Origin of the sequence: Sanguibacter sp. A247 (assembly GCF_052324925.1) — a bacterium.
GTDB lineage: Bacteria > Actinomycetota > Actinomycetes > Actinomycetales > Cellulomonadaceae > Flavimobilis.
In genome coordinates, this window is the sequence record NZ_JBQPRE010000003.1 from 305,078 (window position 1) to 327,080 (window position 22,003).

Here is a 22,003-nt window from a genome sequence, read left to right on the forward strand (position 1 = left end):
GCCCCTTGCGCTCTTTACTGATACTGACGGTATCGTGTACCTGAACGAGCGAACCGCTCCGGACACCGTCGTCCAGATCAGGAGAAGCCATGCCCGGGACCTCACCCACCCGCCGTCGCCACGTACGCGACGTCGTCTTCGTCGAGGGGGTGCGCTCGCCCTTCGGCAAGGCGCGCCCCGACGGCCTCTATGCCGAGACGCGCGCCGACGACCTCGCCGTTGCCGTCCTGCGTGGGCTCCTCGACCGCGTGCCCACACTCCCGCACGACCGCATCGACGAGGTCGCGATCGCAGCAACGACCCAGACGGGCGACCAGGGCCTCACCCTCGGCCGCTCCGTCGGCGTCCTCGCGGGACTCCCGCGCACTGTTCCGGGCTTCGCGATCGACCGCATGTGCGCAGGCGCCATGACGGCCGTCACGACGACAGCCTCAGCCATCGCCACGTGGCAGCAGGACGTGACGATCGCGGGCGGCGTCGAGCACATGGGCCATCACCCCATGGGCTTTGACGCCGACCCCAACCCGCGCTTCGTCACCGAAAAGCTCGTCGCGGGCGACGCGCTCGTCATGGGTGCGACCGCCGAGACGATCCACGACCGTCTGCCGCACCTCACCAAGGAACGCGCGGACGCCTACGGCGTCGAGTCCCAGCGCCGTTACGCGGCCGCGCTCGCCGCGGGTCGCATCGAACCCGACCTCGTACCCGTCGCCGTGCGCTCGTCAGAGCTCGGCTGGGGCCTCGCCACCGCGGACGAGCTCCCCCGCCCTGGGACGACGCTCGAGGACGTGCGGGACCTGCGCACGCCCTTCCGCTCGGGCGGACGCGTCTCGGCGGGCAACGCGTCACCCCTCACGGACGGCTCGACGATGTGCCTCCTCGCTGCGGGCGACGTCGCCGACGAGCTCGGCCTCCCCGCGCGCATGCGCCTCGTCTCCTTCGCCTACGCGGGCGTCGACCCGGAGGTCATGGGCCTCGGCCCCATCCCCTCGACCGAGCGCGCCCTGCGCAACGCGGGCCTGACGATCGACGACATCGGCCTCATCGAGATCAACGAGGCGTTCGCGATCCAGGTCCTCGCCTTCTGCGACCACTTCGGCCTCGCAGACGACGACGCCCGCCTCAACCCCGACGGCGGCGCGATCGCCGTCGGCCACCCGCTCGCCTCGTCGGGCGTGCGTCTCATGACCCAGCTGGCCCGTCACTTCGCTGCCCACCCGGAGGTCCGCTACGGCCTCACGACCATGTGCGTCGGCCTCGGCATGGGCGGCACGGTCGTGTGGGAGAACCCGCACCACGCTGACTACTCGGGCCACGCGTCCGCCACGACCGAGGGAGCCGACCGATGAACCAGCCGTCCGCACGTACCGAACGCGTCGCCTCTGCGCTCGTCCGCGACGTGACGATGCCCGGCGGCGCCGGGCTCATGGCACTCGTCACGCTCGACAACGGTCTTGACCACACGAAGCCCACGACCCTCGGCCCCGAGGGTCTCGGCAACCTGCGCACGGCCCTCGAGGCCGTGCGCGAGCGCGCCGCGACGGGCGAGATCCAGGCGATCGGCGTGACGGGCAAGCCGTATGTCCTCGCAGCGGGAGCCGACCTCACGCAGGCAGCAGACCTCCCGACGCGCGAGGCAGCACGTGAGCTCGGGCGCGCGGGGCACGCCGCGTACACGCTCTTGCACGACGCCGGGGTCCCGACGTTCGCCTTCGTCAACGGCGTCGCGCTCGGAGGCGGCCTTGAGCTCGCGCTCGCGTGCGACTACCGCACCGTCTCGACCGCGGCCGGGGCACTTGCCCTCCCCGAGACCTCACTCGGGCTCGTGCCCGGGTGGGGCGGGGCGCATACCGTTCCGCGCCTCGTGGGGATTGAGCGCGCGTGCGAGGTCATCCTCGTGCGTCCCGCACAGAACAAGCCCTACCGCCCGGCCGAGGCCGTCGACATCGGCCTCGGGGACGTCCTCATCGAGAGTGCGGACTTCCTCGCGCGGTCGATCGCCTGGGCGGCATCGGTCGTGCGCGGCGAGACGGTCGTCACGCGACCCGAGCCGGTCGAGGCCGACGAGTGGGCCGCGGTCGTCGCCCGCGCCCGCGCGCAGGTCGACATGGTCGTCGCGGGCGCCCGTCCGGCGCCCTACCGCGCGCTCGACCTCCTGGCCATGGGCCCGGACGTCACGCGCGAGGAGGGCTACGCGGCCGAGGACGAGGCCCTCGCGGACCTCCTCATGACCGACGAGCTCCGGGCGAGCGTCTATGCCTTCACCTCGGTCTCGGGAGCCAAGCGGCCCCAGGGCGCACCTGCCAAGGAGCTCGCGCGACGAGTCACCCGCGTCGGCGTCATCGGCGCGGGCCTCATGGCCGCCCAGCTGGCGCTCATCTTCGCGCAGCGCCTCGGCGTGCCCGTCATCATGCGCGACCTCGACGACGAGCGCGTGGCCCACGGCCTCGCGCACGTGCACGGGACGGTCGACAAGCTCGTGAGGAGCGGACGCATGTCACCCGACGCGGGCGCGCGCATCGTCGCGTCCGTCCACGGCACGACGGCGCTCGAGGACATGGCCGGCTGCGACTTCGTCATCGAGGCGGTCACCGAGGTGCTCGCTCTCAAGAAGCGCGTGCTCGCCGAGATCGAGGACGTCGTGGGTCCCGAGGCGGTTCTCGCGACGAACACCTCGGCGCTCTCGGTCACCGCGATGAGCGCAGAGCTGCGCAACCCCGAGCGCGTCGTCGGAGTGCACTTCTTCAACCCCGTCGCGCAGATGCCGCTCGTCGAGGTCGTGCGGTCCGCGGCAACCGACGAGGCGACTCTTGCGACGGCGTTCGAGATCGTGCGCACGCTGCGCAAGACGGCGGTCGGCGTGGCCGACCGTCCAGGCTTCGTCGTCAACCGCCTGCTCGTGCTGCTGCTGGGTGAGATCGTCCGAGCGGTCGAGGAGGGAACGCCGGTCGAGGTGGCCGACCGCGCACTGCGGCCGTTGTGCCTCCCCATGGGCCCGTTCGCGCTCTTCGACCTCGTCGGCCCGGCCGTCGGCCTGCACGTCCTCACCTCGCTGCGCGAGGACCTGGGCGATCGCTTCGCGGCGTCCCCGGGGCTCGAGCGGATCGTCGCCGAGGGGATCAAGGTCGTCCTGCCGCCCGTCGCGCCGGGTCTTCCGGCGCGGGTCGATCCCGCGATCCAGGAGGTCTTCGGACCCGCTGGCGGGCCGGGGGCGCTCGACGAGGCCGGGGTGCTCACCCGGGTGCTCGACGCCCTCGCGGTCGAGATCGGCCACATGCTCGACGAAGGGGTCGTCGCCGACGCGACGCAGATCGACATCTGCATGATCCTCGGAGCGGGCTGGCACTTCGCGACGGGCGGCATCGTGCCCTACCTCGACCGCACGGGGACCTCTGAGCGGGTCCTCGGCCGTCGTCTGCTGGCCGACGGCGTCGCGAACGTCCCCCACGCGGGCTGAGGAGCGCCGGGTCACGCATGATCGGACGGGGGTCGGGGACGGACGTTCCCGGCCCCCGTCCGGCTGTCGTCCCATCCGCGCGGCCGACTGTTTCACGATGCGAGACATTGTGACGATCGCCGGTGATCCTGAGCATCACGGTCTACTTTCTGGTCCAGAAGAGCGGACGCCCGACCGGGGCGCCCCGGAACCAGGAGGACCACAATGGCTCGCACCGACGTTCTCGTCACGGCCGACTGGGCCGAGGCCAACCTCGCAGCCCCCGGCATCGTCTTCGTCGAGGTCGACGAAGACACGACCGCCTACGACGGCGCGCACATCCCCGGCGCCGTCAAGCTCGACTGGAAGCTCGACCTCCAGGACGCGGTCCGCCGCGACTTCGTCGACCGCGCCGGCTTCGAGAAGCTCCTCTCCGAGCGTGGCATCGCGAACGACGACACCGTCGTCCTCTACGGCGGCAACAACAACTGGTTCGCGGCCTACGCGTTCTGGTACTTCAAGCTCTACGGCCACCAGGACGTCCGCCTCATCGACGGCGGCCGCAAGAAGTGGGAGCTCGACGGCCGTCCGCTCGACGGCGCCACCGTCACGCGTCCCGCCACGCAGTACGTCGCAACCGAGCAGGACCTCACGCTCCGCGCCTTCCGCGACGAGGTCGTCGCCTCGATCGGCACGAAGAACCTCGTCGACGTGCGCTCCCCCGAGGAGTTCGCGGGCAAGATCCTCGGCCCCGCCCACCTCCCGCAGGAGCACGCCCAGCGCGGCGGTCACGTCCCCGGCGCGATCAACGTCCCGTGGTCGAAGGCCGCGAACGACGACGGCACCTTCCGCTCGGACGCCGAGCTCGCTGAGCTCTACGGCGCTGCCGGCATCGACTCCGACCGCTCGACCATCGCCTACTGCCGCATCGGTGAGCGTTCGAGCCACACGTGGTTCGTCCTCTCGCAGATCCTCGGCCTGCCGGACGTCAAGAACTACGACGGTTCGTGGGTCGAGTACGGCTCGCTCGTCGGCGCCCCGATCGAGGTTCCGGCCTCGGCCTGAGCCTGGCCTCTCCCCGCCTCCCCACGACACGTCCAGGAGAATGACCATGAGCAGCTGCGGAGCACCCGCCCAGACCGGGCAGGTCGCGCTCGCCCCCGGGGCGACGATCATCGACGGCACCGTGACGGCTGAGGGCAGCCCCGTGCGCGGCGCCTACGTCCGTCTCCACGACGCGGACGGTGAGTTCACCGCCGAGGTCGTCACGGGCGAGACCGGGCAGTTCACGTTCTACGCGCGGCCCGCCTCCTGGGAGCTGCGCGTGCTCTCACGCGTCGGGAACACCTCCACGAACGTGACAGCAACCGAGGGCCGCACCACGGTCACGGTTGGTCTCTGACCAGCCCGACCACCCCCACGGCGCGGTCCGGCAGCCATCGGCCACGTCGTGTTCAGGCCCCGGGCCCGACCGACCGGCTCCGCACCCGAGCGACGACCCCTCGCAGGTGGCCTCACCCGAGTCGGACGGACATCAAGGAAGCGCCCCGCACCTCACGGTGCGGGGCGCTTCTTGCAGGCCTAGTAGACGGTGAGACCACGGGCGCGGAACTGCTCGCGCACCCGGTCGACCTCGGCGTTCGACGGAGGAGCCGTGTCACCGAGCTCGTAGGGCATGCCGAGGCTGTCCCACTTGTCCTTCCCCATCTGGTGGAACGGCAGCACCTCGACGCGCGAGACGGTCGAGAGTGTCGCCGCGTAGTCGGCCACCTTCTCGACGTTCTCAAAGTCATCCGTGAGACCCGGCACGAGCACGAAGCGCAGCCAGATCTCCGTTCCGGATGCGGCGAGCCGACGACCGAAGGCCAGCGTCGGCTCGAGGGCACGACCCGTGACCTTCTTGTACGTCTCCGGGTCGCCCGACTTCACGTCGAGCAGGACGAGGTCGATGTCGTCAAGCATCGCGTCCGTGCACGCCGCGCCGAGGTAGCCGGAGGTGTCGATCGCCGTGTGGATCCCCATCTCCTTGGCCCCGCGCAGCAGGCGAGCGGCAAACGTCGGCTGCATGAGCACCTCGCCACCCGAGAGCGTGAGGCCACCGCCCGAGCTCGCGAAGATGCGCCGGTAGCGCTTGACGCGGCGCAACAGCTCAGCAGCCTCGACCGGCTCGCCGTTGCGCATCGCCATCGTGTCGGGGTTGTGGCAGTACAGGCACCGCAGCGGGCACCCCGAGAGGAAGATCGTCATGCGCGTGCCCGGCCCGTCGACGGCCGTGACGAGCTCCCAGGAGTGCACGGAGCCGAGTGATCCTTCACGCATGAGGGCGAACTTCTCCGACCGGTCCGCGTCGCTCAGCTCGATCCCGCCGAGACCCGCGCCCGCGGCGCGGCCCACGGGAGCCTCGAAGCCCTGGTCACCGCTCGCGCCGTCCGCTGCGGCCTGGGGGACGAGCTCGATGATCGACATGATCGCGGATCCTTCCTCGGGTCGTGCTGCAGGGCTGATGCGGTGAGCCTGCGGGCCGCGAGGCCACGCGGGGCGGAAAGGCGGGGGCGGGGATCCGTGCAGATCCCCGCCCCGATGTCTCAGGCGCTCTGGTGGAACGTCCGCGACAGAACGTCAAGCTGCTGCTCACGCGTGAGCTTGACGAAGTTCACGGCGTAGCCGGAGACGCGCACCGTGAGCTGGGGGTACTTCTCGGGGTGCTCCATCGCGTCCTCGAGCGTCTCCTTGTTGAGCACGTTGATGTTCGCGTGGTAGAGCCCCTTGACGCCACCACCCGCATCACGGGCAGCCTTCATGTCGGCAACGCGCTCGTCGTAGGTCTTAGCCATGATGAGTCCCTTTCTTGGAGTCAGTGGTGCGGTCAGTCCTGCGGGACGAAGCCCGAGTCGAGGATGCCGACGAGGTTGCCGATCTGCTCCTCCTTGGTGCGACCGAGGCCGGCCGGAGTGATCGTGTTCGTCAACGAGATGCCATCGAGCGCGTCGTTGTAGTCGAGCTTGCCGACCGAGAGCATCGACGCGACCATGCCGTGCGTGTCAGCGCCGTTCTCCGGGTTCGCGCCAGGCGCGAAGGGCATGCCGGCCTCGTGCCCCGAGGGGAAGGAGCCGGTCGCCTTGCCGTAGACGACGTTCGACGTGATCGTGAGGACCGACTGCGTCGGGATGGCGTCCCGGTACATCGGGATCGCCTTGATCTTCGCCATGACCGTGTGGACGATCGTCGCGGCGATGTCGTCGGCGAGGTCGTCGTCGTTGCCGTACGTCGGGAAGTCACCCTCGGTGACGTAGTCGACGATGAGGCCCGTCTCGTCCCGCACGGGCGTGACCTTCGCGTGCTTGATCGCCGAGAGCGAGTCAGCGACGATCGAGAGGCCAGCGATGCCGCAACCCATCGTGCGGATGATCTCGGAGTCGTGGAGGGCCATCTCCATGGCCTCGTACGCGTACTTGTCGTGGCTGTAGTGAATGATGTTGAGCGCTTCGACGTACGTGCCCACGACCCAGTCGAGCATCTTCTCGTAACGGTTCCACACGTCGTTGAAGTCGAGCGGGCCATCACCCACGACGGGCTCGTAGCCCGAGACGATCTGCTTGCCGGAGACCTCGTCGCGGCCACCGTTGATCGCGTAGAGGAGCGCCTTGGCGGCGTTGACGCGAGCTCCGAAGAACTGCATCTGCTTGCCGACCTTCATCGGGGACACGCAGCAGGCGATCGCCGCGTCGTCGCCCCAGCGCTCGCGGATCTGCTCGTCGGACTCGTACTGGATCGCGCTCGTCTCGATCGAGATCGCGGCGCAGAAGTCCTTGTAGCCGTCGGGCAGGGTCTCGTCCCAGAAGATCGTGATGTTCGGCTCGGGCGCCGGGCCGAGGTTCCGGAGGGTCTGCAAGAGGCGGAACGACGTCTTGGTGACGAGCGTGCGGCCGTCTTCGCCGAGGCCACCGTCGGACCAGGTCGCCCAGTAGGGGTCGCCCGAGAAGATCTGGTCGTAGTCGATCGTCCGCAGGAAGCGCACGATACGGAGCTTGATGACGAGCGCGTCGATCATCTCCTGGGCGTCGGACTCGGTGATCGTGCCCTCGGCGAGGTCGCGCTCGAAGTAGGCGTCGAAGAAGCCCGAGAGACGACCGATCGACATCGCGGCGCCGTCCTGGGACTTCACGGAGGCGAGGTAGCCGAAGTACGTCCACTGGACGGCTTCCTGGGCCGTGGCGGCCGGGCGACCGAGGTCGAAGCCGTACTGGGCGCCGAGGTTCTTGAGCTTCTTGAGCGCCTTGACCTGCTCGGAGTGCTCCTCGCGGTAGCGGGCCCAGTGCTCGGTGAACGGCTGGTCGGCGACCGCGTCCTTGTCCTTGAGCTTCTCAGAGATGAGGAAGTCGACGCCGTAGAGCGCGACGCGGCGGTAGTCGCCGATGATCCGGCCGCGCCCGTAGGCGTCGGGCAGGCCCGTGATGATGTGCGACGAGCGCGCGGCGCGGATGCGCGGCGTGTAGATGTCGAAGACCCCTTCGTTGTGGGTCTTGCGGTACTTCGTGAAGATGTCCTTGACGGCGTCGTTCGGCTCCTTGCCGGCCTCACGGATCGCGGTCTCGACCATGCGCCAGCCGCCCGACGGCATCATCGCGCGCTTGAGCGGGACGTCGGTCTGAAGACCGACGATGACGTCGTCGTCCGCGCTGATGTAGCCCGCGGGGAACGCGTCGACGTCGGCCGGGGTGTCGGTGTCGATGTCGTAGACGCGGCGCTCGCGCTCAACGGAGAGGTAGTCGCGCTCGAGGGTCTCCCAGACCGCGAGGGTCTTGGGAGTGGCGCCCGCGAGGAACGACGCGTCGCCCTCGAATGGCGTGTAGTTCTTGAGGATGAAGTCACGCAGGTCGACCGACTCGGTCCAAGGACCGGTCTCGAACCCGCGCCAGGGGTCAAGGGGCGCCGCACCGTCGGTGGTGGTGCTCGTCTCCGTCGTCGTCATCGCCGTCTCCGTAGGTCGCTCGATCACTGTTTGATCTTGAGACCAACGTACTGAGAAATTCGTGGGATGACTTGGGACCTAAGGCCGCCGAGGGGTGCTGGCCCCTGAGTTGTGCATCACAGCGCCGGTCAGCGACCGAGCGCACGCACGACGTCGGCGACGACGTCCCCCACGGTCATGCGGTGCGCCTCGACGATGAGATCGCGCGACGCGTGATCGAGGAACGTCGTCGGCAGGCCGACGGTCTGCACGGGCGTCCGCACCCCGTCGCGCGCGCAGGTCTCGGCGATGAGCGCCCCGATGCCGCCCTGGGCAAGCCCGTCCTCGAGGGTCACGACGAGGTCGTGCTCGCCCGCCGACTTCACGACACCCGACGGGATCGGAAGCACCCACGTCGGCGCGAGCACCGTCGCCGCAACCCCGAGGGCCGCGAGCTCGTTCGCCGCGGCGAGCGCGGTCGGAACCATCGAGCCGACCCCGACGAGCAGGACGCGCGGGCCCTGCCCCGCGTGCTCCGCGAGCACGTCGACATCGTCGATCGTCCCGACCGCGGGGATCGGGTCGCCGAGCGCGCCCTTGGGGTACCGGACCACCGTCGGCGCGTCGTCGACCGCAACCGCGTCACGCAGCGCCGAACGCAGCGTCGCCTCGTCACGCGGCGCGGCCAGGCGCAGACCCGGCACGATGCGCAGCATCGCCAGGTCCCACATGCCGTTGTGGCTCGCGCCGTCGTCGCCCGTGATGCCCGCGCGGTCGAGCACGAACGTCACGCCCGCCTTGTGGAGCGCCACGTCCATGAGGAGCTGGTCGAAGGCGCGGTTGAGGAACGTCGCATAGAGCGCGATGACCGGGTGCAGGCCGGCGAACGCCATGCCCGCGGCGGCCGTGACGGCGTGCTGCTCCGCGATACCGACGTCGAACGTGCGCTCCGGGAACTCCTCGGCGAACGGAGCGAGCCCCACGGGCGCGAGCATCGCTGCCGTCATGCCGACGACGTCCGGCCGCGCGCGGCCGATCGAGACGATCTCGTCGGCAAAGACGCTCGTCCACCCGAAGCGCGACGGCGCCACGGGAAGTCCCGTCTCCGGGTGGATCTGGCCGACCGCGTGGAAGCGGTCCGCGATGTCCTGCTCAGCTGGGGTGTACCCGCGGCCCTTCTCCGTCATCACGTGGACGAGCACGGGCCCGCCGTACGCCTTCGCCGAGGCCAGCGCGCGCTCGAGCGACTCGACGTCATGGCCGTCGACCGGCCCGATGTACTTGAGGCCAAGGTCTTCAAACAGGCCCTGCGGCGCAAGGACGTCCTTGACGCCCTTCTTGAGCGCGTGCAACGCGTCATACGCCATGCGGCCCGGGATCCCCGAGCGTGTGAGTGTGCGCTTGCCCCAGCGCAAGAACTCCTCGTAGCCGCGCGTCGTGCGCAGCGTGTCGAGGTGGTGAGCCAGGCCGCCGATCGTGGGGGCATAGCTGCGACCGTTGTCGTTGACGACAATGACGAGCCGCTCGACCTGCGAGGCAGCGATGTTGTTGAGCGCCTCCCAGGCCATGCCGCCCGTGAGCGCGCCGTCCCCGATGACCGCGACGACGTGCCTGTCCGTGTGACCCGCGAGCACGTTGGCCTTGGCGATGCCGTCGGCCCATGACAGCGAGGTCGAGGCGTGGGAGTTCTCGACCACGTCGTGCTCGGACTCGGCACGGCTCGGGTACCCCGAGAGGCCGCCGCTGCGTCGTAGCGCGGAGAAGTCCTTGCGACCGGTGAGCAGCTTGTGCACGTACGCCTGGTGACCTGTGTCAAACACCATCGTGTCGCGGGGCGACTCGAAGACGCGGTGCATCGCGATCGTCAGCTCGACGACGCCGAGGTTCGGGCCCAGGTGCCCGCCCGTGCGCGAGACGGCGGAGACGAGGAAGTCTCGGATCTCGCCGGCGAGCACGCGGCACTGCGCGGGGCTGAGGTCCCGGAGGTCGTCGGGTCCTTCGACGTGCTCGAGCAGGCTCATGCCGACCCCGTTCTCGGTCGTGCCCGGACTTCCGGACTCCGGTGTGCTGACCGTCCACTCTACGTCGCAACGGCCCCCACATGCGCCACGGGACGTGCCGCAGCGCGGCACGTCCCGTGGCGTTCACGTGCAGATGTTCAGTGCCCGCCCGAGACGATCCAGACGATGCCCGCGATGACCGCGATGGCGACGACGGCGAACGCGACGCCTGCCATCGTGCGGCCCGCGGCCGTCACCGCGAGCGTGCCGTCGGGCCGTGCCTCGGTGCGCGCCAAGCCCTTGAGCCCGAGCGCGAAGATCACGGGGAGACCAGCGCCCAGGGTGATGCCCACGACGAGGACCTTGACGAGCGAAAGACCGATGTCAGCGAAGTTCATGGCGGATCCTCTCAGGCCGGGGTCGCGATGCGCGGGGTCGACTCGACATGTGCGTCGAGGGGAAGCGGGACCTCGGGTGCCTCATCGAGCACCGTGATCGTCGCGAGCTTCTCAGCCGGGGCCGCGGCGGCAGGCTCGAGCCCGTCCTCCCAGTCGGCATTGACGTTGTCAGGGTTGACCGGCGCCTTGCGCGAGCGCACCCACATGGCCGCGCACGCTGCGGCGAGGATCGCGAAGACCGCGAGCATCCCGGTCGCCCCACCGATGAGGTGCGCGACGCCCCACGCTGCGGCACCCATGGCGCCCGCTGCGGGGAGCGTGACGAGCCACGCGACGCCCATGCGGCCTGCCACGCCCCAGCGCACCTGCGCGCCCGGACGGCCCACGCCCGAGCCGAGGATCGAGCCGGTCGCGACGTGCGTCGTCGACAGGGGCAGACCGAGGCTCGAGGACGTGAGGATGATGGCGGCAGAGGACGTCTCGGCAGCCATGCCCTGCGCGGGCGAGATCTCGACAAGTCCCTTGCCGAGCGTACGGATGACACGCCAGCCACCGAGGTACGTCCCGAGGCCGATGACGATCGCGCACGCCGCGATGACCCAGAACGGAATGGTGTCGTCCGCGGTCACGGAGCCGTGCGCGACGAGCGCGAGGAAGATGACGCCCATCGTCTTCTGCGCATCGTTCGTGCCGTGCGCGAGGGAGACGAGCGAGGCGGAGCCGACCTGGCCCCAGCGGAAGCCAACCTCCTGCGTCTTCTCGGGGACCGTCCGCACAGCACGGTGGACGAACCACGAGCCGAGCCCCGCCACGAGGCCCGCCACGACCGGAGCAAGCAGAGCCGGGAAGACGATCTTCGCGACGACGCCGTTCCACAGGACTCCCGACGTTCCGAGCGCGACGATCGCGGCGCCGATGAGGCCACCGAAGAGTGCGTGCGAGGAGCTCGAGGGGATTCCGAAGAGCCACGTGAGGACGTTCCAGAGGATCGCACCGACGAGGCCCGCGAGAACGATGCGGAGCAAGTCCTGCCCGCCGACGCCGTCGAGGTTGACGATGCCGCGGGCAACCGTCGCAGCGACTGCGACGGAGAGGAACGCGCCGACAAGGTTGAGGACCGCGGAGAGGCCCACGGCGACCTTGGGCTTGAGGGCCCCGGTCGCGATGGAGGTCGCCATGGCGTTCCCCGTGTCGTGGAAGCCATTCGTGAAGTCGAAAGCGAGGGCGGTGATGATCACCAGCAGGAGGATGAGGGTCTCGGCCACATGACCATTGAGGGCTACGGGACGCCCGCTGTCCACCTCCTCGACACGCTGTCACGCGAGATCACGTCAACGACGCGCGACCTTTCATGCCTCGTTTACCTGGCGTTCACTTTGCGGAGCTCGCGTTCACCGTCGGGCCGGGTCGGGAGCCGTTCAACCGCGTGGGACCAAGGTCCTCTGCGGATCCCATCCCATGCCCACGACGCGACGTACGCTCGAGACATGCGCTTCCTCGACGACCACCGCCCTGCCTACGACCTCACCTACGGCGACGTCTTCCTCGTCCCGTCACGGTCCGAGGTCACGTCACGCTTCGACGTCGACCTCTCGACCACGGACGGCACGGGAACGACGATCCCGATCGTCGTCGCCAACATGACCGCGGTCGCGGGACGACGCATGGCAGAGACCGTTGCGAGGCGCGGCGCGATGGCAGTCATTCCCCAAGACACCCCGGTGAGCGTCGTCACGGACGTCATCGCGGACGTCAAGTCCAAGCACACGGTCATCGAGACCCCCGTGACGGTGGGGCTCCACGACACGGTCCACACGATCCTCTCGCTCATGGGCAAGCGCGCTCACGGCGCGGCGCTCGTCGTCGAGGACAGCACGTTGCGGGGCATCGTCACGGCCGACGACTGCCGGGATGTTGATCGCTTCACGCAGGCACGCGACGTCATGTCGCACGACCCCGCGACCATCGAGCTCGACGTGCTCGAGGGCGCCGATGGGCTCAGGCTCGCGTACGAGCAGCTCCACAGCGCACGTCGGCGCATCGTTCCCGTCGTCGACCGGGGCCAGGTCGTTGGCGTCCTCACACGCAAGGGCGCCGTCCGCTCCGATGTCTACGCCCCCGCGCTCGACGACTCAGGACGTCTGCGCATCGCAGCGGCAGTGGGCATCAACGGTGACGTGCGCGGCAAGGCCGAGGCGCTCGTCGCCGCTGGCGCCGACACGCTCGTCGTCGACACCGCTCACGGGCACCAGCGCACCATGCTCGACGCGCTCGCGCAGGTCCGGGCAGCCGACCCGCGCGTGCCGATCGTCGCGGGCAACGTCGTCACCGCAGGCGGCGTTCGGGATCTTGTCGACGCGGGCGCCACGATCGTCAAGGTCGGGGTGGGCCCGGGCGCCATGTGCACGACTCGCATGATGACGGGTGTCGGGCGTCCGCAGCTCTCGGCAGTCCTCGAGTGTGCGGCCGCGGCCCGCGAGCTCGGCGCACACGTCTGGGCGGACGGCGGGGTACGGCACCCGCGCGACGTCGCGCTCGCCCTCGCGGTCGGCGCGAGCCAGGTGATGATCGGCTCGTGGTTCGCCGGAACTCACGAGTCGCCCGGCGACCTGCACGACGACGGGACGGGACGCCTGTACAAGGAGTCGTTCGGCATGGCCTCAGCCCGCGCGGTCGCGGCACGGACCGCACGTGACTCAGCGTTCGAGCGCGCACGCAAGGGGCTCTACGAGGAGGGGATCTCGAGCTCGCGCATGTATCTCGACTCCGCCCGTCCCGGCGTCGAGGACCTCCTCGACGAGATCACCGCGGGTTTGCGCTCCTCGTGCACCTACGCGGGCGCCCGCACGCTTGCGGAGTTCCACGAGCGCGCAGTGCTCGGGGTGCAGTCGGCCGCCGGCTATGAGGAGGGACGTCCGCTCCCCGCGGGCTGGTGAGACACCGCTCGGGGCACGACCCACGGCGCCTCGAGCACGGCTCTCCGAGCACGGCGCGACGTAGGGTCAAGACGTGACGACGACCGACGATGCGCTTGCCCAGCTCCGCGCTCTTGCCCGCACGGGCGTCGACTGGGGCGCACGGACCGGCGCCGTCGTGCGGACGGGTACGGGCCGGCGCCCCGCTGCTGTCCTCGTGCTGCTCGGCCGCCTCGACGCGGTCGCCGCGCACCACGACACCCCGCTCGTCCCCGCAGATCTCGACGTGCTGCTCGTGCGGCGTGCGACGACGCTCCGCCAGCACCCCGGCCAGGTCGCGTTTCCCGGCGGGCGCCAAGACCCGAGCGACCCGGGGCCCGTCGCCGCTGCGTTACGCGAGGCCCAGGAAGAGACAGGTCTGGATCCGGCGGGCGTCGAGGTCCTGGGGACGCTCGGCTCACTTCCGCTGCCCGTGAGCGACCACCTCGTCACCCCGGTTCTCGGGTGGTGGGCACGCCCGACGCCCGTCGCGGTCGTCGACCACGGCGAGTCGGCGGAGGTGTTCCGTGCACCCGTTGCCGACCTCGTCGACCCCGAGCTGCGCCGGACCGCGACGTTCACGCGAGGCGCGCGCACCTACCGCGGACCCGCGTTCCTCGTGGGTGACAACCTCGTGTGGGGCTTCACGGCGCTCGTCCTCACGGAGCTGCTCGGCGCACTGGGCTGGGACGAGCCCTGGGACGACTCCCGCCTCGTCGAGGTCGCACCGTGAGCGGCCCGCTCACAGGATCTGCGCCACCGGCTGACCTCGACATCACGACCCAGCTCGTTGCCGCGCTTCTCGCCGAGCAGCATCCGGACCTGGCTCATCGTCCGCTCGAGATCGTCGCGCACGGCTGGGACAACGTCATCGTCCGCCTCGGGTCCGACCTCGCAGTACGCCTGCCGAGGCGGGCGCCTGCGGCCACGCTGGTTGCCCACGAGCTCGCGTCGCTGCCGCTGCTCGCGCCCCTCCTGCCCACGCCCGTGCCGTGCGCGGTCCGGGCCGGGACTCCTTCGATGCGGCTCGGTTATCCGTGGGTGTGGGCGGTCGTGCCGTGGTTCGACGGTGTGCGCGTCGCCTCGCTCCCCCGCACCGCCCGGGTCGGGCTCGCGGAGCCGCTCGCGGAGCTGCTCGCGGCTCTCCACAGGCCCGCCCCGGCGACCGCTCCGCACAATGCGTTTCGTGGCGGTCCCCTCATCCGTCGTGACGCGGCCGTCAGGGAGCGCCTCGCTGCCCTCGCTGTCCCGGGCGGCTTCCTCAGCAGGAGCGGGCTCCTCACGCCCGCAGGTCTCCCCCAGAGCGTCGACAACCTGCGCACTGCGCTCACAGCGATCTGGGACGACGGACTCGCGGCGCAGCCGTATGCGGGGCCATCCGTGTGGCTTCACGGCGACCTGCACGCGGCCAATCTCATCGCGACGGCCGCCGCGCCTCACCGCCTCGTGGCAGTCGCCGACTGGGGCGACGTGACCGCGGGCGACCCAGCGACGGATCTCGCGGTGGCGTGGCTCGTGCTCAGCGAGGAGGCCGGTGCGACGTTCCGCACGCGCCTGGTGGAGCTGACGCATCCGTGTGCAGCCGATGTCGATGCCTGGCGTCGTGCGCGCGCGTGGGCCGTCACGATGGCGACCTCGATGGCGCAGCACGCAGATGTCGGCGCCGAACACTGTGCGCTTGCCCAGGGTGCGCTGGCGCGGGTGCTCGGCACGCGGGCGCCATCCGGCGCCCGCTGAGCGTGCGTGCGGTCTGCTCCCTGGCTGCGTCGGCGCGAGGAGCGGGTCGAGGACTGACGCGGTGACGGCACGCCGATGGGGCGCACACCCGCAGGTGTACGCCCCATCGGGGACGAGCAGAATGCGTCAGGCTGCGACGAGCTGGCGCAGCACGTACTGGAGGATGCCGCCATTGCGGTAGTAGTCGGCCTCTCCGGGGGTGTCGATGCGCACGACCGCGTCGAACGCGACGACCGAGCCGTCCGCCTTGGCGGCACGCACGGCGACCGTCTGCGGGGTCGTGCCGCTGTTGAGCTCGGTGATGCCCGTGATCTCGAACGTCTCCGTCCCGTCGAGCCCGAGGCTCGTGGCGTTCTCGCCCTCGGGGAACTGCAGCGGGAGCACGCCCATGCCGATGAGGTTCGAGCGGTGGATCCGCTCGAAGCTCTCGGTGATGACGGCCCTGACGCCGAGGAGCGCGGTGCCCTTGGCTGCCCAGTCGCGCGACGAGCCGGAGCCGTACTCCTTGCCGCCGAGGATGACGAGCGGGGTGCCCGCTGCCGCGTAGTTCTGTGCGGCGTCGTAGATCGCTGCCTGCTCGCCCGTCGTGAAGTCGAACGTGTAGCCGCCCTCGACCCCGTCGAGGAGCTGGTTGCGCAGGCGGATGTTCGCGAACGTGCCGCGGATCATCACCTCGTGGTTGCCACGACGCGACCCGTAGGAGTTGAAGTCCCGGCGCTCGACGCCGTGCTCTGCGAGGTAGCGGCCGGCCGGCGAGTCGACCTTGATCGCGCCCGCGGGCGAGATGTGGTCCGTCGTCACCGAGTCGCCCAGCTTCGCCAGGACGCGTGCGCCCGCGATGTCGGTCACCGGGTCCGGCGTCATCGTCATGCCCTCGAAGTACGGGGGCTTGCGGACGTACGTCGAGTCGACGTCCCACTCGAAGACGTCGCCCTCGGGCGTCTGGAGCGCGCGCCACTTGTCGTCGCCCGCGAAGACGTCCGCGTAGTCCTTCTCGAACATCGCGCGGTCGATCGACGCGTCGATCGTCGTCTGGACCTCGTCGGTCGAGGGCCAGATGTCGCGGAGGAAGATCGGCGCACCGGACTCGTCACGGCCGAGCGGCTCGTGCTCGAAGTCGAACTCCATCGTCCCGGCGAGCGCATACGCGATGACGAGCGGCGGGGACGCGAGGTAGTTCATCTTGACGTCGGGGTTGATGCGACCCTCGAAGTTGCGGTTGCCCGAGAGCACCGAGACGACCGCAAGGTCGTGCTCGTTGACGACCGCCGAGACCTCGTCCGCGAGGGGACCCGAGTTACCGATGCAGGTCGTGCAGCCGTAGCCGACGAGGTGGAAGCCGAGCTTCTCGAGGTAGGGCCACAGACCAGCGCGCTCGTAGTAGTTCGTCACGACCTGCGAGCCGGGAGCCATCGACGTCTTCACCCAGGGCTTCGCGACGAGGCCCTTCTCGACGGCCTTCTTCGCGAGGAGCCCGGCGGCCATCATGACCGACGGGTTCGACGTGTTGGTGCACGAGGTGATCGAAGCGATCGCGACCGCGCCGTGGAAGAGGTCGTACGTCGTGCCCTCGGGGGTCGTCACGGGGAACGTCGGGCGGACCTTGTCCGAGAACGCGGGCGAGTCCGACGCGGGGAACGACTCGATCTCAGCCTGGTCGATCGGGTTGACGAGGCCGGGGACGTACGTCGGCAGGTCACGCTCGAACGCGGACTTGGCGTGCGCGAGCTCGATGCGGTCCTGCGGACGCTTGGGGCCGGCGATCGAGGGGACGACGGTGGCGAGGTCGAGCTCGAGGTACTCCGAGTAGACGGCGTCGGGCGCCGTCGGGTCGAGCCACAGGCCTTGCTCCTTGGCGTAGGCCTCGACGAGCGCGACCGCGTCATCGCTGCGGCCGGTGAGGCGCAGGTAGTCGAGCGTCACGTCGTCGATCGGGAAGATCGCTGCGGTCGAGCCGAACTCGGGGCTCATGTTGCCGATCGTGGCACGGTTGGCCAGCGGGACCTGGGCGACGCCCTCGCCGTAGAACTCGACGAACTTGCCGACGACGCCGTGCTCGCGCAGGAGCTGCGTGATCGTGAGGACGACGTCGGTCGCGGTGACGCCCGAGGGGATCTGGCCCGCGAGCTTGAAGCCGACGACGCGCGGGATGAGCATCGAGACGGGCTGGCCGAGCATCGCGGCCTCGGCCTCGATGCCGCCGACGCCCCAGCCGAGGACGCCGAGGCCGTTGACCATCGTCGTGTGGGAGTCGGTTCCGACGCACGTGTCGGGGTAGGCGCGCAGGACGCCGTCGACCTCGCGCGTCATGACGACGCGTGCGAGGAACTCGATGTTCACCTGGTGCACGATCCCGGTGCCCGGGGGGACGACCTTGAAGTCGTCGAACGCGGTCTGGCCCCAGCGGAGGAACTGGTAGCGCTCATGGTTGCGCTCGTACTCGATCTCGACGTTGCGACGGAACGCGTCGGCGCGGCCGGCGACGTCGATCTGCACGGAGTGGTCGATGACGAGCTCAGCCGGGGCGAGCGGGTTGATGCGGCTCGGGTTGCCGCCGAGGTCGGCGACCGCCTCGCGCATGGTGGCGAGGTCGACGACGCACGGGACACCCGTGAAGTCCTGCATGACGACACGCCCGGGCGTGAACTGGATCTCGGTGTCGGGCTGCGCGTCAGGGTCCCAGCCGGCGATGGCTCGGACGTGGTCGGCGGTGATGTTGGCGCCGTCCTCGGTGCGCAGGAGGTTCTCTGCGAGCACCTTGAGCGCGTACGGAAGGCGCGCAACGCCTTCGACGGCGCTGAGTCGGAAGATCTCGTACGAGTTCCCTCCGACGTCGAGCGTTCCCTTGGCACCGAACGAGTCGACTGTGCTCACGATGGCTCCTCACTCCTCACGGTCGTCCGTGGCGAGCGCGTGCTTCGCTCACGGGTCTTGTCGCGCGGGCGAGCCCGCGATGACCCCGGACAGGCGTCTACCTCGACGGTACCCGCGGTCGCTTCACCCTACCATTTATCTTGACGTCAAGATAAGTCACGCGCCGCTGACGTTATTCACCCACGGTCCAGCACTCGGACCGACCGCGAACCGACCACGGCCACGCCCCTCACCGCGGGTCGGAGCCCGACGTCGTGAGCACCGCGACGCACTCCACATGGTGCGTCATCGGGAACAGATCGAACGCCCGCAGCTCTCCGAGCTCATACCCGGCCTCTCCGAACAGACCCACGTCGCGCGCGAGCGCCGCGGGGTCACACGCGACGTAGACGACACGACGCGGCGCGAGACCGACGATCGCATCGACGACACCTCGACCGGCCCCTGCACGCGGCGGATCGAGCACGACGACGTCGGCGCCGCCGGCTGCCCCGTGCTCCCCTGCCGCGAGCGTCCGCGCGACGTCTCCCCTGTGCAGCTCGACGTTCGCGACGCTGTGCAGCGTCCGGCGCGCATCACGGACGGCACGCTCGTCACCCTCGACCGTGACGACCCGCCCCGCAGCACCCACCGCATCCGCGAGCGGCGCCGAGAAGAGGCCAGCCCCGGAGAAGAGATCGACGACCCGTCCGCCGTCGACCTCACCGACCGAGTCGACGACCGTGGCCGCGAGCAGCCCGGGCGCCTCGCGGTGCACCTGCCAGAAGCCGTCGGCCGCGACCCTGTACGTGTACTCCCTGCCCGCCACCGCAACCGTCTCCATGACGGAACGGCGCGCGTGCGGACGCTTGTCGGGCGTCCCGAGGTGACCGGGGACCCCGTCGACGAGCAGCAGCCCGGGCGCCCCTCCCGCAGGTGCGACAACCTCGAGACGCGCCCCCGGCCGCCAGCGCCGCGAGAAGACGCCCTCCGCGCGCGCGAGCGCGGCGACCTCGGCCGTCGCGAGCGGCATCGACCTCAGGCGCTGCACGTCGTGCGAGCGGTGCCCCAGCATGCCCGCGCGGCCCTCGTCGTCGGCCACCAGATCGATCCGCGTGCGCCAGCCGAGCCCCCCACGCTCGTCGTCGCCTGGGGCGGCCTCGACCGTCACCTCACGCTCGATGCGGGCGAGCCGCGCGAGCTGCTCGGCGACGACCGTCGCCTTCCACGCACGCTGAGCAGGCAGCGCGACGTGCGACAGCTCCGCACCGCCCACTCCCCCGGGGCCCGCCTCAGGCCACGCAGGGGTGACACGATCAGCGCTCGCCTCGAGCACCTCGACCGCGTCGCCCCGCCAGAAGCGATCCTTCTCCGCTGCCTGCGTGAGCCGCACGCGCACACGCTCGCCCGGCAGCGCATGGCGCACGAAGATCACTCGACCCTCGTGCCTGGCCACGCAGTGCCCGCCGTGCGCCACGGGACCGACCTCGACCTCTACGAGCGGAAGGTCGACGGGAGCCGCGGGACGCGCTGGACGTGCAGAACCGCGGCCGGCTCCGCGAGACGGACGTGCTGAAGTCATGAGGAAGGGCCCTTCGGGGGGTAGAGCTGAGAGTCAGGCCGCGCGCCCGTGACCGACGACGCGAGGCGCCACGGTACGGAGGCGACGACAACGCCCGGGGTGAACAGGAGTCGCCCCTTGAGGCGCAAGGCGCTCTGGTTGTGGAGCAGCTGCTCCCACCAGTGGCCGACGACGTACTCGGGAATGTAGACGACCACGAGGTCGCGCGGGCTCTCCCGACGCACAGAACGCACGTAAGAGAGAACGGGACGCGTGATCTCACGGAACGGAGAGTCAAGGACGCGCAACGTCACGGGCAGGCCAAGGGTCTCCCACTGCGCGACGACCCCCGCGGTGTCAGCAGGGTCGACCGCAACCGTGACCGCCTCGAGCGTCGAGGGCCGCGTCGCGCGCGCATAGGCGATCGCCCGCATGACGGGCTTGTGGATCTTCGAGACGAGCACGATCGCATGGACCCTGCTCGGCAGCGCACGTTCCGTGTCGACGTCCTCGTCGAGCTCGAGCTCGGCCGCGACCGCGTCGTAGTGGTGCCGGATCTTGCGCATGACGACGAACGCGAGGGCCATCGCGAGGATCGCGATCCACGCTCCATGGAGGAACTTCGTGAGGAGCACGACGACGAGCACCGTCGCCGTGAGGCCGAAGCCCACGACGTTGACCGCGCGCGAGCGCTTCATGCGCGAGCGGACCCGCGGGTCGTAGGCGAGCCGCAGCGCCGACGTCCAGTGCCGCACCATGCCGAGCTGCGAGAGCGTGAAGCTCACGAACACCCCGACGATGTAGAGCTGGATGAGGCGTGTCACCTGGGCGTCGAACGCGACGATGAGGATGATCGCGCCCACGGCGAGCGAGATGATGCCGTTCGAGAACGCGAGCCTGTCACCACGCGTGTGCAGCTGGCGCGGCAGGTAGCCGTCCTTGGCGAGGATCGAGCCGAGGACCGGGAAGCCATTGAACGCCGTGTTGGCCGCGAGCACGAGGATCACGCCGGTCACGGCCGAGAGCAGGTAGAACATCGGCGGGAACGACGCGAAGACGGTGTGCGCAAGCTGCGAGAGCACGGGGACCTGCACGTAGTTGATCGGCGCATGGCCGTCGATCCTCAGGTCACGCGCGGGGTCCTCGACGTACGTCGCTCCGGTCGAGATCGCGAGCAGCAGGATCGATCCGAGCATGAACGCTGAGATCGCGCCGAGGAGCGCAAGCGTCGCGGCCGCGTTGCGAGACTTCGGAGGACGGAACGCGGGCACGCCGTTCGAGATGGCCTCGACGCCCGTGAGCGCTGCGCAGCCCGACGCGAAGGCACGGGCGACGAGGAAGGCACCGGCGACGCCGACGAGCCCCTGCTCGTAGGCCGCGCTCGGCACGACCTCGAAGCCGGCCGACTCCGCTCGCCCGAGAGTTCCCGTGACGAACTGGACGAAGCCCACGACCGCGGTCGTCCCGACCGCAAACATGAAGAGGTAGACGGGCACGGCGAAGAACCGCCCCGACTCCTTGACGCCACGGAGGTTCATGAACGTGAGCAGGACGACGAGGCCCACCGCGATGAGCGTCTCGTGGCCCCGCAACCCGGGGATGGCGGTCGCCGCGTACTGGGCGCCCGACGAGATTGACACGGCGACCGTGAGGACGTAGTCGACGAGGAGCGCGCTCGCGACCGTGAGGCCGGGCGCCTTGCCGAGGTTCTCCGTCGCGATCTCGTAGTCGCCACCCCCCGAGGGGTAGGCGTGCACGTTCTGGCGGTAGGACAGCACGACCGTGACGAGCACAAGGACGACCCCGAGGCCCACCCACGGCGAGAGCGCCGTCGCTGCAACGCCGGCGAGCGCGAGCGTCAGGAGGATCTCGTCGGGCGCATACGCGACCGACGAGAGAGCGTCCGATGCAAAGATCGGCAGCGCGATGCGCTTGGGCAGCAGCGTGTGGCCGAGGCCGTCGCTACGCATCGGCCGCCCGAGGAGGAGACGCTTACCAGCGTCCACGATGTCTGACACAAGGACCCATGCTAGGCCCGCCGAGCCCCAAGCGGCGCCGGTCGAGCGTCGGCGATGTCGACACAGGACTTCTGACGACGACGCGGCGGCCTCGC

General features: G+C 70.1%; 16 protein-coding genes. 7 read left to right on the forward strand and 9 right to left on the reverse strand.

The features are described from left to right. The first annotated feature begins 89 nt into the window (after window positions 1–89). The 4 genes from ACTVCO_RS09615 to ACTVCO_RS09630 all read left to right on the forward strand — a co-directional run bounded on the left by ACTVCO_RS09615 (window position 90) and on the right by ACTVCO_RS09630 (window position 4,838). Window positions 90–1,349: a thiolase family protein gene (locus ACTVCO_RS09615; protein ID WP_443728197.1), complete on the forward strand. Its 1,260-nt coding sequence runs from the start codon at window positions 90–92 to the stop codon at window positions 1,347–1,349. After that, entirely contained in the window at window positions 1,346–3,457 is a 2,112-nt protein-coding gene (locus ACTVCO_RS09620) for a 3-hydroxyacyl-CoA dehydrogenase NAD-binding domain-containing protein (RefSeq protein WP_443728198.1), read from the forward strand. Before ACTVCO_RS09615 ends, ACTVCO_RS09620 begins: the two co-directional genes overlap by 4 nt. Before the next feature lie 204 nt (window positions 3,458–3,661). After that, the gene (locus ACTVCO_RS09625; RefSeq protein WP_443728199.1) at window positions 3,662–4,501 is read left to right on the forward strand and encodes a sulfurtransferase; all 840 of its coding nucleotides are present in this window, start codon (window positions 3,662–3,664) and stop codon (window positions 4,499–4,501) included. Window positions 4,502–4,547: 46 nt separating this feature from the next. After that, window positions 4,548–4,838 (forward strand): DUF1416 domain-containing protein, encoded by a 291-nt coding sequence (locus ACTVCO_RS09630; protein WP_443728200.1) that lies wholly within the window; start codon window positions 4,548–4,550, stop codon window positions 4,836–4,838. 179 nt (window positions 4,839–5,017) lie between these two features. On the opposite strand, the gene pflA is transcribed toward ACTVCO_RS09630, so the two are convergent. The 6 genes from pflA to ACTVCO_RS09660 form a co-directional block, all read right to left on the reverse strand. Next, complete coding sequence (pflA, locus tag ACTVCO_RS09635) at window positions 5,018–5,902, reverse strand: pyruvate formate-lyase-activating protein (protein WP_443728201.1); 885 nt, start codon at window positions 5,900–5,902, stop codon at window positions 5,018–5,020. Window positions 5,903–6,021: 119 nt separating this feature from the next. Beyond that, on the reverse strand, window positions 6,022–6,306 hold the full coding sequence (gene grcA2 / locus ACTVCO_RS09640; RefSeq protein ID WP_443728310.1) for an autonomous glycyl radical cofactor GrcA2: 285 nt from the start codon (window positions 6,304–6,306) through the stop codon (window positions 6,022–6,024). Continuing rightward, entirely contained in the window at window positions 6,303–8,408 is a 2,106-nt protein-coding gene (locus tag ACTVCO_RS09645; RefSeq protein ID WP_443728202.1) for a pyruvate formate lyase family protein, read from the reverse strand. The genes grcA2 and ACTVCO_RS09645 overlap by 4 nt, the downstream gene beginning before the upstream one ends. A 128-nt stretch (window positions 8,409–8,536) precedes the next feature. Further along, window positions 8,537–10,408 carry a 1-deoxy-D-xylulose-5-phosphate synthase gene (gene dxs / locus ACTVCO_RS09650; RefSeq protein WP_443728203.1) on the reverse strand — a complete coding sequence of 624 codons (1,872 nt, stop codon included), beginning with the start codon at window positions 10,406–10,408 and terminating at the stop codon, window positions 8,537–8,539. Window positions 10,409–10,545: 137 nt separating this feature from the next. After that, window positions 10,546–10,785 carry a hypothetical protein gene (locus tag ACTVCO_RS09655; RefSeq protein WP_443728204.1) on the reverse strand — a complete coding sequence of 80 codons (240 nt, stop codon included), beginning with the start codon at window positions 10,783–10,785 and terminating at the stop codon, window positions 10,546–10,548. An 11-nt stretch (window positions 10,786–10,796) separates the two neighbouring features. Continuing rightward, a complete protein-coding gene (locus ACTVCO_RS09660) occupies window positions 10,797–12,050 on the reverse strand; it encodes an inorganic phosphate transporter (protein ID WP_443728205.1) in 1,254 nt (417 codons plus the stop codon). A 222-nt stretch (window positions 12,051–12,272) separates the two neighbouring features. On the opposite strand from ACTVCO_RS09660, the gene ACTVCO_RS09665 reads away from it, so the two are divergent. The 3 genes from ACTVCO_RS09665 to ACTVCO_RS09675 all read left to right on the forward strand — a co-directional run bounded on the left by ACTVCO_RS09665 (window position 12,273) and on the right by ACTVCO_RS09675 (window position 15,476). Continuing rightward, a complete protein-coding gene (locus tag ACTVCO_RS09665) occupies window positions 12,273–13,721 on the forward strand; it encodes a GuaB1 family IMP dehydrogenase-related protein (RefSeq protein ID WP_443728206.1) in 1,449 nt (482 codons plus the stop codon). A 73-nt stretch (window positions 13,722–13,794) separates the two neighbouring features. Continuing rightward, window positions 13,795–14,472: an NUDIX hydrolase gene (locus tag ACTVCO_RS09670; protein WP_443728207.1), complete on the forward strand. Its 678-nt coding sequence runs from the start codon at window positions 13,795–13,797 to the stop codon at window positions 14,470–14,472. Continuing rightward, a complete protein-coding gene (locus ACTVCO_RS09675; RefSeq protein WP_443728208.1) occupies window positions 14,469–15,476 on the forward strand; it encodes a phosphotransferase in 1,008 nt (335 codons plus the stop codon). Before ACTVCO_RS09670 ends, ACTVCO_RS09675 begins: the two co-directional genes overlap by 4 nt. A 126-nt stretch (window positions 15,477–15,602) precedes the next feature. Here the strand turns inward: ACTVCO_RS09675 and acnA are convergent, their stop codons facing one another. From acnA to ACTVCO_RS09690, 3 genes are all read right to left on the reverse strand, one after another. Further along, the gene (gene acnA, locus ACTVCO_RS09680; protein ID WP_443728209.1) at window positions 15,603–18,350 is read right to left on the reverse strand and encodes an aconitate hydratase AcnA; all 2,748 of its coding nucleotides are present in this window, start codon (window positions 18,348–18,350) and stop codon (window positions 15,603–15,605) included. A 229-nt stretch (window positions 18,351–18,579) separates the two neighbouring features. Next, on the reverse strand, window positions 18,580–19,911 hold the full coding sequence (locus tag ACTVCO_RS09685; protein ID WP_443728210.1) for a class I SAM-dependent RNA methyltransferase: 1,332 nt from the start codon (window positions 19,909–19,911) through the stop codon (window positions 18,580–18,582). Continuing rightward, window positions 19,908–21,908 carry an APC family permease gene (locus ACTVCO_RS09690; protein WP_443728211.1) on the reverse strand — a complete coding sequence of 667 codons (2,001 nt, stop codon included), beginning with the start codon at window positions 21,906–21,908 and terminating at the stop codon, window positions 19,908–19,910. Before ACTVCO_RS09690 ends, ACTVCO_RS09685 begins: the two co-directional genes overlap by 4 nt. Between the last annotated feature and the right edge of the window lie 95 nt (window positions 21,909–22,003).

What these genes read in the sequence shown, in the direction of transcription:
- ACTVCO_RS09615 (WP_443728197.1), top strand. Translation starts at nt 90, where the DNA reads ATGCCCGGGACCTCACCCACCCGCCGTCGCCACGTACGCGACGTCGTC.
- ACTVCO_RS09620 (WP_443728198.1), top strand. Translation starts at nt 1,346, where the DNA reads ATGAACCAGCCGTCCGCACGTACCGAACGCGTCGCCTCTGCGCTCGTC.
- ACTVCO_RS09625 (WP_443728199.1), top strand. Translation starts at nt 3,662, where the DNA reads ATGGCTCGCACCGACGTTCTCGTCACGGCCGACTGGGCCGAGGCCAAC.
- ACTVCO_RS09630 (WP_443728200.1), top strand. Translation starts at nt 4,548, where the DNA reads ATGAGCAGCTGCGGAGCACCCGCCCAGACCGGGCAGGTCGCGCTCGCC.
- pflA (WP_443728201.1), bottom strand. Translation starts at nt 5,902, where the DNA reads ATGTCGATCATCGAGCTCGTCCCCCAGGCCGCAGCGGACGGCGCGAGC.
- ACTVCO_RS09645 (WP_443728202.1), bottom strand. Translation starts at nt 8,408, where the DNA reads ATGACGACGACGGAGACGAGCACCACCACCGACGGTGCGGCGCCCCTT.
- dxs (WP_443728203.1), bottom strand. Translation starts at nt 10,408, where the DNA reads ATGAGCCTGCTCGAGCACGTCGAAGGACCCGACGACCTCCGGGACCTC.
- ACTVCO_RS09655 (WP_443728204.1), bottom strand. Translation starts at nt 10,785, where the DNA reads ATGAACTTCGCTGACATCGGTCTTTCGCTCGTCAAGGTCCTCGTCGTG.
- ACTVCO_RS09665 (WP_443728206.1), top strand. Translation starts at nt 12,273, where the DNA reads ATGCGCTTCCTCGACGACCACCGCCCTGCCTACGACCTCACCTACGGC.
- ACTVCO_RS09685 (WP_443728210.1), bottom strand. Translation starts at nt 19,911, where the DNA reads ATGACTTCAGCACGTCCGTCTCGCGGAGCCGGCCGCGGTTCTGCACGT.